The organism is Pseudomonas sp. (genome assembly GCF_026224925.1).
GTDB lineage: Bacteria > Pseudomonadota > Gammaproteobacteria > Pseudomonadales > Pseudomonadaceae > Aquipseudomonas.
The window spans coordinates 1-11,890 of the sequence record NZ_JAMFRV010000608.1; the positions used below are offsets into that span (position 1 = coordinate 1).

9 protein-coding genes and 2 pseudogenes are annotated in these 11,890 nt (G+C 55.1%); all 11 read left to right on the forward strand.

What is annotated here, in order from left to right; translation table 11 throughout:
* Nucleotides 1-217: pseudogene (locus tag M0974_RS25325) on the forward strand (low molecular weight phosphotyrosine protein phosphatase); the annotation flags it as partial.
* Nucleotides 218-225: 8 nt separating this feature from the next.
* Nucleotides 226-2,442 carry a polysaccharide biosynthesis tyrosine autokinase gene (locus M0974_RS25330; RefSeq protein ID WP_297843529.1) on the forward strand — a complete coding sequence of 739 codons (2,217 nt, stop codon included), beginning with the start codon at nucleotides 226-228 and terminating at the stop codon, nucleotides 2,440-2,442.
* Between the two features lie 33 nt (nucleotides 2,443-2,475).
* Nucleotides 2,476-3,228 (forward strand): WbqC family protein, encoded by a 753-nt coding sequence (locus M0974_RS25335; protein ID WP_297843532.1) that lies wholly within the window; start codon nucleotides 2,476-2,478, stop codon nucleotides 3,226-3,228.
* Nucleotides 3,229-3,280: 52 nt separating this feature from the next.
* Nucleotides 3,281-3,796, forward strand: coding sequence for a transcription/translation regulatory transformer protein RfaH (gene rfaH / locus M0974_RS25340; RefSeq protein WP_297843535.1), 516 nt, complete (start codon nucleotides 3,281-3,283; stop codon nucleotides 3,794-3,796).
* A 49-nt stretch (nucleotides 3,797-3,845) separates the two neighbouring features.
* Nucleotides 3,846-4,847, forward strand: coding sequence for a glycosyltransferase (locus M0974_RS25345; RefSeq protein ID WP_297843537.1), 1,002 nt, complete (start codon nucleotides 3,846-3,848; stop codon nucleotides 4,845-4,847).
* Nucleotides 4,844-6,088, forward strand: coding sequence for a glycosyltransferase family 4 protein (locus M0974_RS25350; RefSeq protein WP_297843540.1), 1,245 nt, complete (start codon nucleotides 4,844-4,846; stop codon nucleotides 6,086-6,088). The genes M0974_RS25345 and M0974_RS25350 overlap by 4 nt, the downstream gene beginning before the upstream one ends.
* Nucleotides 6,089-6,209: 121 nt before the next feature.
* Nucleotides 6,210-7,523, forward strand: a complete 1,314-nt coding sequence (locus tag M0974_RS25355) for a cellulase family glycosylhydrolase (RefSeq protein ID WP_297843542.1) — start codon at nucleotides 6,210-6,212, stop codon at nucleotides 7,521-7,523.
* A gap of 71 nt (nucleotides 7,524-7,594) precedes the next feature.
* Complete coding sequence (locus M0974_RS25360) at nucleotides 7,595-8,725, forward strand: glycosyltransferase family 1 protein (protein WP_297843543.1); 1,131 nt, start codon at nucleotides 7,595-7,597, stop codon at nucleotides 8,723-8,725.
* A 102-nt stretch (nucleotides 8,726-8,827) separates the two neighbouring features.
* Nucleotides 8,828-10,054 carry a glycosyltransferase family 4 protein gene (locus M0974_RS25365; protein ID WP_367279049.1) on the forward strand — a complete coding sequence of 409 codons (1,227 nt, stop codon included), beginning with the start codon at nucleotides 8,828-8,830 and terminating at the stop codon, nucleotides 10,052-10,054.
* A 13-nt stretch (nucleotides 10,055-10,067) separates the two neighbouring features.
* Nucleotides 10,068-11,477, forward strand: coding sequence for an undecaprenyl-phosphate glucose phosphotransferase (locus tag M0974_RS25370; protein ID WP_297843546.1), 1,410 nt, complete (start codon nucleotides 10,068-10,070; stop codon nucleotides 11,475-11,477).
* A gap of 137 nt (nucleotides 11,478-11,614) precedes the next feature.
* A pseudogene (locus M0974_RS25375) lies at nucleotides 11,615-11,890 on the forward strand (capsular biosynthesis protein); the annotation flags it as partial.

An 11,890-nucleotide genomic window follows, 5' to 3' on the forward strand; every position in this document is an offset into this window, starting at 1 on the left:
CGAGGCGGAACTGATTCTGCTGATGGAAACCGACCAACTGCACAGCATTTTGAAGATAGCGCCTGAAGTACGCGGCAAGACGTTTTTGATTGGCAAGTGGCAACACGAACTGGAAATAGCCGACCCTTACCGGCGCCCGAAATTAGCCTTTGAACAGACCTTCGAGCGCCTGTCGCGCTGTGTCGATGACTGGCTTCCATACCTACAGTCGGAGTAACCCGATAAATGACCGTCATGAACCGCCCTGCGCTCGACCTTTACCAGGAAACCAAGATTGACCTGGCAACCGTCTTGCGAACCTTGTTTGATCACAAGGGACTGATCGCGTCCATCGTCAGCGTCTTCCTTTTGGTCGGGCTGGCTTACGCAATTCTGGCGACGCCCATTTACCAAGGCAACGCGATGATTCAAATCGAGCCGAAAAAAAACGGCATCGAAGGCACTACCGAGGTCAACAACAAACCATCTTCAGTGTCTCAAGCAACCACTGAAATTGAACTGATCAAGTCGCGTGCAGTACTGGGCAAAGTGGTCGAAGACCTCAAGCTGAATATTATTCAGCGACCTAATTACTTCCCGGTGTTCGGCGCTTACATGGCTCGCACGTTCAAACCCGACACCCCTGGAGCACTGGCTGACCCAATGTTCGGCTTGCGCAACTACGCGTGGGGTGGCGAGCAAATCAATGTTTTCCAATTGGAAGTGCCCGACGCCCTGCTCGGCGCAAAGATGACCCTGGTCGCCAATGGCGCCGATGCATTCTCATTGTTTGATAAAGACGGTGGCTTGTTGCTCAACGGCCAGACCAATCAAACCGTTGAAGGCAACGGGGTGAAAATTCAGGTAGCGACACTTAAGGCTCGTCCGGGAACCGAGTTCACCTTGATCAAACAACGTACCCTGATCAGCGCGCTAGACTATCAGTCTCGCCTGAGTATCACAGAAGCCGGTAAAGATTCGGGCATCATCTATTTATCTATTCAAGACCCGAACCCTCTTCAGGCCAAGACGATTCTTGATGAGGTAAGCCATCTGTATGTTCGGCAAAACGTTGAACGCAGTTCGGCCGAAGCAGCACAGCGCCTTGAGTTCCTGCGCTCGCAATTACCACTGGTCCGCAAGCAACTGGAACAATCAGAACAAGCACTGAATGCATTCCAGGCCGGCGCCAAATCGGTGGACCTGAGTATTGAAACCAAATCAGTACTCGATCAAGTGGTTAAACTCGACTCAATGTTGTCCGAGTTGAAGCTGAAACGCGTTGAAGTCGAACGCCTTTACACCCCGGAACACCCAACCTACCGCGCCTTGATGACGCAGATGGGCCAACTGGAAGCGCAGAAACAAGCACTGCTGAAAAAGATCGAGGCACTGCCGGTGACCCAACAGGAGTTGCTGCGCTTGACCCGCGACCAGCAAGTCACCACCCAGACCTACACCCTGCTGCTGAACAAGAGCCAGGAACAGGACATCCTGCGTGCCGGCAGCATCGGTAACGTACGCATCATTGATAACGCCGACGCCAACGTTGAAGAACCAGCCAAGCCGATGAAGAAGCTGATCGTGCTCCTCGCGACATTGCTCGGTGCCCTGGTTGCAGTGACCGTGGTGTTCTTGCGTCAGGCGTTCTATCGCGGCGTAGAAAACCCGGAAATCATCGAAAACCTCGGCATGCCGGTCTATGCCTCTCTGCCCTACTCGCGTCAACAGGAGCGCCTGGAAAAAACGACTCAGGGCCGCTCAACAGGTAAAGAGTTGAAGTTGTTGAGCGTCTCAGAGCCGACCGAACTAGCCGTTGAGTCCCTGCGCAGCCTGCGTACCAGCCTGCACTTCGCCATGCTTGAAGCACGCAATAACGTATTGATGATTTCGAGCCCGGCTCCGGCTTCCGGCAAGTCGTTCGTATCCAGCAACCTCGCGGTGATCATTGCCCAGACAGGCAAACGCGTGCTGCTGATCGATGCTGACATGCGCAGAGGCTACTTGCACAAAGTGTTCGGCCTGCAAAACAAACATGGCTTGTCCGACACACTTGCCGCGCGGCTGTCCAGTAGAGACGTGATTAACACCACCCAAGTAACGAACCTGGATTTGATCTCGTGCGGTTTCGCCGCGCCGAATCCGTCCGAGCTACTGATGCACGATAACTTCAATAAGCTGCTTGCCGAGCTCGCCCCGCTGTACGACCTGGTGATCGTCGATACTCCGCCCATTCTTGCCGTCACTGACGCCACTCTGGTCGGCCGTCAGGCAGGGACAACCCTATTGGTCACCCGCTTTGGACTTACGTCGGTCAAAGAAATTGAAGCCAGCAAACGTAGGCTGGGTCAAAACGGTGTGGTCATAAAAGGGGCGATTTTCAACGGGGTACTGCGCAAAGCCTCGACCGCCTCTTACGACTGCTCAGCTTACGGCTACGACTACAGCCCTGTTCGTAAGTAATGGACAATAACATCACCCTACATGGAGAAAAGTATGGTCAGGACAATTGCAATGATGCAGCCGTACCTGTTCCCGTATTTGGGCTATTTTCAACTGATTGCCGCCGCAGACGTGTTCGTGTTGGGCGACGATTTGCAGTACATCCGGTCTGGGTGGGTTAATCGAAACCGCATTCTCTCTAACGGCGAAGCCAAACTGATTACCTTCCCGCTGAAGCGCGACCGGTACGACTTACCCATCAACCAACGTCAGTTGAGCGAATCATTTGATGACGAGGCTGCTCGCCTGCTTAACATCATTAAGCAGAGTTATGCCAAAGCGCCGTATTTCGCCCAAGTGATGCCACTTCTGGAACGGCTGCTACGCTTTCCAACCCGGCATCTGGCGTCATACATAGAGCATTCGATCAGAGAAATGTGCGGCTATTTGCACATCGATACGCCTATTTTGCGAGGCTCCGATCTGGACATCGGTACACCCACGGATAAGCAGGATCGAGTGCTAAAAATCGTGCAAACTTTTTCCTGCGACCGCTATCTCAACCCTATTGGCGGGATTGAGCTGTACGACTCGGATTATTTTGCCGACAACGGCATAGCGTTGCGTTTCTTCAAGATGGATTCGATTGCATACCGGCAGTTCAAAGGTGAGTTCGTTGCTAACCTGTCGATCATTGATGTGCTGATGTTCAATTGTGTCGAGCAAGTGCAAGAGCTGCTGCAGTACTACTCGGTCTCCCCAGGTGTAGAGCACGAGCAACCTGAGCGGATCAGGGCCAACGGATGATGGCCTTACGTTGATATCCAGTCGAACCCGGATTGCAGTGGAGCGAAATGATATGACTTACTCGGAAAACCCTGCGCGCTGGTACCTCATCCAGACCAAACCTCGTCAAGAGGCTCGTGCCGAAGAACACCTGCAACGTCAGCAGTTCGAATGCTATCGGCCACTCAAAGCCGGGGCGCCCAAAAAGCGCAACCCACGGGCCGTCAGCGAAGAAGCGTTATTTCCCGGTTACCTGTTCATCCGCATGGACCAGGTGCACGACAACTGGTACCCGATCCGTTCGACCCGAGGCGTCGCGCGCATTGTGACCTTCGGTGCGCATCCGGTACCGGTTCACGATGACCTTATCCAGCAAATTCGCGAACGCCTATCGTTACCGGAACCCAAGACGGAATTTCAACAAGGTGAGGTCGTGCGCATTAAATCCGGAAGCTTCTGCGACTTGGAAGCAATATTCCTGACTGCAGACGGTGAAGAGCGCGCCGTCATTTTGCTCAATCTGTTGCAGCGCGAGCAAAAGGTCACGTTGCCGATCAGCAGCCTGACGCGAATGGAGGCGCAGGTCTGAGTGCCGAACGCAAACCTGCGGACACTTTCTAAAATCCTGGAAGCGCACAATGACTCATAAAACGACTTTAGTGACGCTCACTTACGGCGACCGGCTGCCCTACCTGCAAACCCTGGTCAGCCGGTCGCTGGCCAGCTCGCAAATTGAACGAGTAATCATCGTCAGCAATGCATCGGTGGCGCCGCTGGAGTCCTTGACTCGGGCCTGGCCTGGCCAGGTGGACGTGATTTACCTACAGCACAATACCGGCTCGGCCAAAGGTTATTCGGTGGGGATTCAGGCAGCCCTGGACGCAGGCGCCGAATACATCTGGTTGATGGACGACGACAACGCGCCGACCATTAACGCCATCGCGACCCTTCACCATTGTTTATACCAACGCGAGCGCATCGATGGTCGAGACAAGGCTGCCGTATTGGGCTTTCGTCCGACCCATCAGGCGGACTTTGCCGCCGGCGTGCCTAAGCGTTTTGCGATTCAAAGACGCTCAAGCTTCTTTGGTTTCCATATTGCGCAACTGCCGTACAAAATCTGGCGTCGCCTGCCGTGGGGTCATCCTCGGGCGAAGCAGAATGTGCAATCAATGGTTCAACTACCCTTCGCTACCTACGGCGGTTTACTCGCCCATCGGAGCCTGTACCAACGAATCGGCCTGCCTTTGGACGCCCTGTTGTTGTATGCCGATGACAGTGAATACACCTGGCGCATCACCGCCAGTGGCGGACGAATTTTTCTGGTACCGGACGCGCTGCTCGATGACCTGGAAGAGTCATGGAACATCAAAGCCAAGACTAACAACATTTACGAGAGCTTTTTGCTCGGTGGTTCCGACCTGCGCGCGTATTACGGCGCACGCAATCAGGCCTGGTTCGACAAAAATATCTGGGCCTCATCGTCTTGGCTCTACAGCCTCAATCGCTGGGTATTCTTCCGCTTGTTGCGTTTGATCGCCAAACGCAAGGGCGCGGAACAACGTTTAAGCCTCATCGAAAAAGCTATCCATGACGGTGAGACCGGCGTGCTCGGCCTGCACCAGTCTTACCCATTATGAAAATTCTGTTCATCAACAGTCTCTACCCACCAGACATCGGCGGCGGCGCGGAAATAATTCTCCAGCGCACCGCCGAAGGCCTTCAAAAGCGCGGATGCAACGTAGTCGTACTGGCCACTGGGGGGCAGAAAGGGCTTAGCAGCGATTGCCTAAACCGGGTCAAGGTCTACCGCGCCGGGCTCCGCAACTTTTACTGGCATCACACTGCCCAACGTCCGGGACGTTTGAGGCGAATCGGTTGGCACTTACGGGACCGCTACAACGTCGGCATGCGCGAATACGTCCGCGACGTTATCAGCAGCGAACGCCCTGACATTGTGGTGTGCCACAACCTCAGCGGCTGGTCAGTGTCGGCGTGGGACGAGATCACCGCAGCGGGTATACCCATCGTACAAGTGCTGCATGATATGTACTTACTGTGTCCCAGCAGCACGATGTTCAAGAACGGTAAATGCTGCCGGCAACAATGCAACAGCTGTAAACAGTTCCGTAGAGGTTGCGACGAACGATCGGCACAGGTCGAAAGCGTCATCGGCGTCAGTCGTTTCATGCTCGAAACCCTGCAGGGTCAAGGTTACTTCAAGGGGGCTCATGCGCACGTCGTGCACAACAGCAGCCCTTTTGCGGCCCCAACAGCGGAGCCCAAGGACGGTGAAAACAGTCTCACGGTAAAGCCGCTGCGGTTTGGCTACATGGGCACGCTGTCTGAGGCCAAGGGTGTTCGTTGGTTGATCGAGCAGTTTCAAAGCCTGTCGTTTGACGCCACCTTGCAGATTGCCGGGCGCGGACAGCTCAATGATGAAGCGCAACTCAGGGCGCTGGTCACTTCGCCAAACATCAGCTTTGTCGGTTATCAAAAACCGGAAGCATTTTACAGCCAGATTGACGTGGCGGTTGTTCCTTCAATCTGGGGTGAGCCGTTCGGCATGGTCGCCGTTGAAGCCTGCGCGCACTCGGTGCCGGTCATTGCTGGAAGAATGGGTGGTTTGCCTGAGATTATTGAAGATCAGGTTAATGGCTTGTTGTGCAGCCCCGATGATCCGAGCACCTTGGGCGAGGCGATGTTAAGCCTGCACCAGCAACCGGAACTGCTCGCCCGCCTCAGCGCTCAGGCTCGCAGCACGGTTGCACCGATGATCGACGAAGACCTGATGCTCGACCAGTACCAACGCATTTTCTCTGAGACGCTTCAGTGCAAACTACTGCGACGCAAAGATCTGCACGTTCCACACTTGGTTTAAACCTTGTTAGCGAACACACAGCGGTACAACGTTTCGACTGAATCCGCACAGACTAAGCGGCCTTGCTCGGCCCAGGACCACGAGCAAACGCTCCGGCTGCGGCCTCCCTACGAGATGAGAGATGTTCACTTCGAATCGGACCCGGTCACGCCAACGACTCTCACTGTTATTCATGGGATTGCTCTTCAGTTTCTCGGCCCTGGCTGAAGAGCCGTTCATCATTGGGGTCGGCACACATTTATTGAACAAAAGCGGATCCCTGGCCAGTACGATGAAATTGATCGCCGACGCCGGGATTACTTCAGTACGCGACGATGCCTATTGGTCGACCGTTGAACCCCGCAAAGGTCAGATGCACATCGACTCGGTGTGGACGAAATACCTGAGCGAAGCGGCTGCCCACCGCCTCAGCCCGTTATTGGTCTTGGGGTATGGCAATCCGTTCTACGGCGACAATCCGAAACCACGTACCGCGCCGATCAGAAGCGCTTTCGCCAACTACACAAAATTCGTCAGCCGCCAGTTGGGCGACAGCGTTGGTTTTTACGAGATATGGAATGAGTGGGACCAAGAGAGTCCTGAAGACACCGCCCTATCCAGCGATTACAGCGCGTTAGTCACCGAGGCCGTACAGCGGATCCGTTCGCAAAATAAACGGGTAACAATTCTCGCCGGTGCCGTGACCAGTAAAGGCATCGACCTTGGGTTCGCTGACCGATTGATCGAAGCCGATGTGCTGTCAAAGGTTGATGGCATATCGCTGCACCCTTCGGTGTATTGCCGAAACGTAGAACGCCACACCCCGGAGGGCTGGATCGCCTGGTTGCGCGACGTCGACGCAAACCTCAGGTCGATTGCCAACAAACCGGTGCCCTTGTACCTCACAGAGGTGGGCTGGCCCAGCAACGACGGTAACTGCGGCGTCGATGAAAAGACCCAAGCCGCTTACTTGGCACGCAGCTTCTTCCTCGGACGCACGCTGCCAGACATCAAAGGAATGTGGTGGTACGACCTGATCAACGAAGGCTCTGACCCCTCGGAGATAAAGCAGAACTTCGGTTTGTTGCAGCAAAACCTTGAACCGAAGCCGGCCTATCGCACACTCAAAGTCATCAGCCCCACCCTGCGTGAGTTCCATTACGAAGCGGAGAAAAGCCGCGAAGCCGACAATAATTACTTACTGCGCTTTTCTAAAGATTCGGAACAAATATTGGTCGCCTGGAGTACCGCTGAAGGCCAAACCACCCGCGTCGACGCGAGCAGCATCCAACAGGGCAATGTGCAGTTGATCGACACGGGCGAGCCGGAGAAAGGTCGATTTGACAGCGGCATCCCCTGGAAATGCGATGAAAATCGGTGCTCAGCCGAGGTGGAGATCAATGAGTTCCCGAAAATAATTAGCCTGGGTACACGCCCGCCCCTCTTTGCCCAGTAGCGTTGCAGGTCCTGTCACCGCGACGCGTGAAGCCCCTACTTCAACGCTTTTACACTTTCAGGTCGCCTCCCATGATTGTGATCAACGCACGCTTTCTTACTCAGGAACTACGTGGAGTACAACGCTTCGCTGAGCAGACGTGCCTAGCGCTTAAACACATTCGCAATGACGTTGTTTTCGTAGCACCGCATGGCATCAAGATGCACGAAAGCGCCAAGGCGCTGGACGTACAGTGTGTCGGCAGCCACAGCGGCCACGTTTGGGAACAACTCGACCTGCCAAGCTACCTGCGCCGACAAGGCAACCCGTTGTTGGTTTCACTGAGCAGCACCGCACCGCTGATGGTGCGCAACCAGATCGCGACTCACCACGACATCACCTACATACGCCATCCGGAAAGCTACACATGGGCGTTTCGCACGCTGTACCGGGTGATGACCCCGATCCTTCTGTCGAGGATCAAGGCATTACTCACTGTCAGCAGCTTTTCCAAGGGCGAAATTTCAGAGTTTTACAATTTCCCGGAAAACAAGATTTTCGTGGTACCGAACGCCGTCAGCGGGGCGTTTCAACCCGGTCCGCCCGCACGCGGCAAGAAGCAGGAGTACCTGCTGGCGGTGTCTTCGCCCAGTGCGCACAAGAATTTCAAACGGATGATCGAAGCGTTTCTGTCCTTGCGTCATCACGATGAGTTGCAGTTGCACATCGTTGGTGCCGCCAGCGAAATCTTTTCCGATCCAAGTTTGCAGCGGCTTGCCAGCAGTGATTCGCGTATTCGCTTCCTCGGTCGACTCAGCGACGCAGAACTCATCGCTCAGTATCAGGGCGCGACCGCGTTCATCTTCCCCTCGTTATACGAAGGGTTTGGTATTCCGCCGCTGGAAGCGCAAGCCTGTGGTTGCCCGGTGCTTGCTGCCAACGCAGCGTCGATTCCCGAAGTCCTGCAAGCCAGCGCCCTGTATTTCGACCCCGTGGACATCGAGCACATGGCCACCGCAATGGAGCGCGTATTGACCGACTTGCCTTTGCGTCAATCGTTGCGCCGTCGCGGCCTGAACAACGTGAGCCGATTTTCCTGGGAGGACTCTGCGCAGCGTGTCTCGCAACGCATTGACGCCCTGATCGGCAAAACCAAGCCACTGACCGTGCAGCAAACTGTCAGCGAAAACCTCTCTACCGAACCCACTTCCAGTAAGTCTTGAGCCCCGGTTACCGCGCTCCCCTGATCGCCTAAAAAACCGCCACGCCATGACTCATGACACTTGGGTCCTCCGCTGAGCGTGCGCCATAAATAAGGGAATCCCATGAAAATCGCTATCGTCCATGACTGGTTAGTCACCTATGCCGGCGCCGAACGCGTGTTGGCGGCATTGATAAAGGTTTGGCCTGAGGCTGACTTGTTCTCTGTCATCGACTTTCTAAGCGACCAGGACCGCGCCTATCTGGGCGGCAAAAAAGCCAAGACGACGTTTATCCAAAACCTGCCTAAAGCCAAAACCAGTTACCAGAAATACCTGCCACTGATGCCTCTGGCCATCGAGCAGTTGGATCTGTCGGGATACGACCTGATTATCTCCAGTAGCCATGCCGTGGCAAAAGGTGTTCTCTGCGGCCCGGACCAGTTGCACGTCAGTTATGTGCATTCACCCATCCGTTACGCGTGGGACTTACAGCACCAGTACTTACTGGAGGCCGGACTCAGCAGGGGTCTAAAAAGCAAAATTGCACGAATGATCCTCCACTACATCCGCATGTGGGATCAGCGTACCGCTGCCGGCGTTGACGATTTTATCGCCAACTCGTATTTCATCAGCGGGCGCATTTCCAAAGCCTATCGCCGTGAATCAACCGTGATTTACCCACCGGTGGACACCGAAGGTTTTACCCTGCAAGAAACCAAGCAGGAATACTACCTGACGGCTTCACGCATGGTGCCGTACAAGCGCATGCCGATGATCATCGAAGCCTTCGCCGCCATGCCGGACAAACGCCTGATCGTTATCGGTGAAGGTCCGGAGATGGACAAATGCCGAGCTATCGAGGCACCAAACGTGACGCTGCTGGGCTACCAGTCTTTCGCCGCGCTGCGTGAACACATGCGCAGTGCCAAGGCCTTCGTCTTCGCCGCTGAAGAAGATTTCGGCATCAGCCCGGTGGAAGCCCAAGCCTGCGGCACACCTGTGATCGCCTTTGGCAAAGGGGGCGTACTAGAAACCATCAATGGCCTGGATCAGGCCATACCAACTGGGGTTTTCTACTACGAGCAGACCGCGCAAGCGCTCATCGCGGCGGTTGATGAGTTTGAAGACGCCAAGCCGAGAATCAGCGCCCTGGCCTGCCGCGCCAATGCAGAACGTTTCTCTGCCGAACGTTTTGCAAAAGAAATCAAAAGCTTCGTCGACACCCGACTGGAGACGACCCGGACAGCTCACCGACGCCCTGTGCCCGCCCCCATGCCAACGCTGGTACCGGCGAAGTCAGCAACGGTCTCTGAGATCAGCGCGCGGGCAGTCCCACTAAAATCTGTGTGAAAGAGTACCGTCCATGAGCGCTCCTTTTCGCGGCATCTTACACGCCAACCACTCGCTGTTATCAGTCGCTCATCGCCTGCTTGATCTAACCGTTATCGTACTGTGCGGTTATTGGGTCAACCGTCTCGAAGGCAAGACTATGGGCGCAGAGCCGTGGCTGCTGATCATGCTCTCAGTGCTGGTCTTTCATTGGCTGAGCGAGTACCACCAACTGTACGGGTCTTGGCGCGGGGAACGCATCCTGCGCGAGCTGGGCAAGGTTTTCAATTACTGGGCCCTGACATTCGTCATCCTGTTGTCCGTGGACTATCTGTTGTTACACCACGCCAGTTTGCCGGACAACTGCCAAATGGCGTGGTACTCGTTGGTGTTAGGGGTGTTGTGTGGTTATCGCGTGCTGATTCGCAGCGTGCTGCAAGCCCTGAGACAGCACGGCTTCAACACCCGTCGCGTCGCGATTGTCGGCACCGGACAATGCGGTGAGCGCTTGGCCATGTCGATTGCCGGCGCACCCTGGATGGGCTTGAACCTACAGGGCTTTTACGACGAACACCCCCAACCAATAGACGTTTCGGCGATTGACCGCCGTGTAGAGGTACGCGGCGATCTTGAGCAACTGGTCGACGATGCCCGCGCCGGTGAAATCGACAAGATCTACGTCACCTCTTCACTGGCGGGAGAACGCCTGCGCGAGCTAGTGAAAAGCTTGAGCGACACCACCGCGTCAGTCTATTTGATTCCCGACATGTTCATGTTCGAACTGCTGCACGCACGCAGTGAAAGCATCAACGGCCTGACGAGCATCAGCATCTTCGACTCGCCCATGGACGGCGCCTGGCGCGTGGTCAAACGCGTGGAAGACATCGTGTTGTCCACAGTTATTCTGCTGATGATCGCCTTGCCCCTGATGCTGATTGCGATCGCCATCAAATGCACCTCCCCCGGCCCAGTACTGTTTCGGCAACGGCGTTATGGGCTGGATGGGCGATCGATAATGGTCTACAAATTTCGCAGCATGACCGTCCAGGAAAATGGCGACATCGTGCGCCAGGCCACCCGCAACGATGCTCGGGTAACGCCACTTGGAGCGTTTATGCGGCGCACCTCGCTGGACGAACTACCACAATTTTTTAACGTGCTGCGCGGTGACATGTCCATCGTCGGACCGCGCCCCCACGCGGTGGCGCACAACGAGCAATACCGCAAACAAGTCTCCGGTTACATGCTGCGGCACAAGGTTAAACCCGGCATTACCGGCTGGGCGCAAATCAATGGCTGGCGTGGCGAAACCGACACGCTGGACAAGATGCAGAAGCGCGTCGAATTCGACTTGGAATATATCGAGCATTGGTCAGTCTGGCTGGACATGAAAATTATCCTGCTGACCTTGTTCAAAGGCTTTCTGAACAAGAACGCTTTTTAACTCATTCAAAATTTCTTCGCACGGCTCGGCTCTATGTGGAGTGTGCCATGGCGTGGGCGTTGAAGTAGTACCGGTGTAGGAAAGGGATGCAAAGAAATCACTGCGGTGCGTCATGCACATTTGAAAGGAAAAATTCTATGAAGCGAACTCTAGCTGTTGTGCTGCTTTCCAGCCTTATTCTACAAGGCTGTGCATTTGCTCCCGGGCAGCACATGACTCCAGGTGAAGTAGAAGACAATGAACCGGGCGCTCCGAAGGTGACACTTGTTGCCATCACGACGGCCAGCGTATTGCAAAACAATAACTGGCACAAACCCAAGCCATTGCCGCCGGAGCTGCTGAACTACAAGACCCCCGAGTATTTGATCGGCCCAGGTGACACGTTATTGGTAACCGTATTTGAACACCCCGAG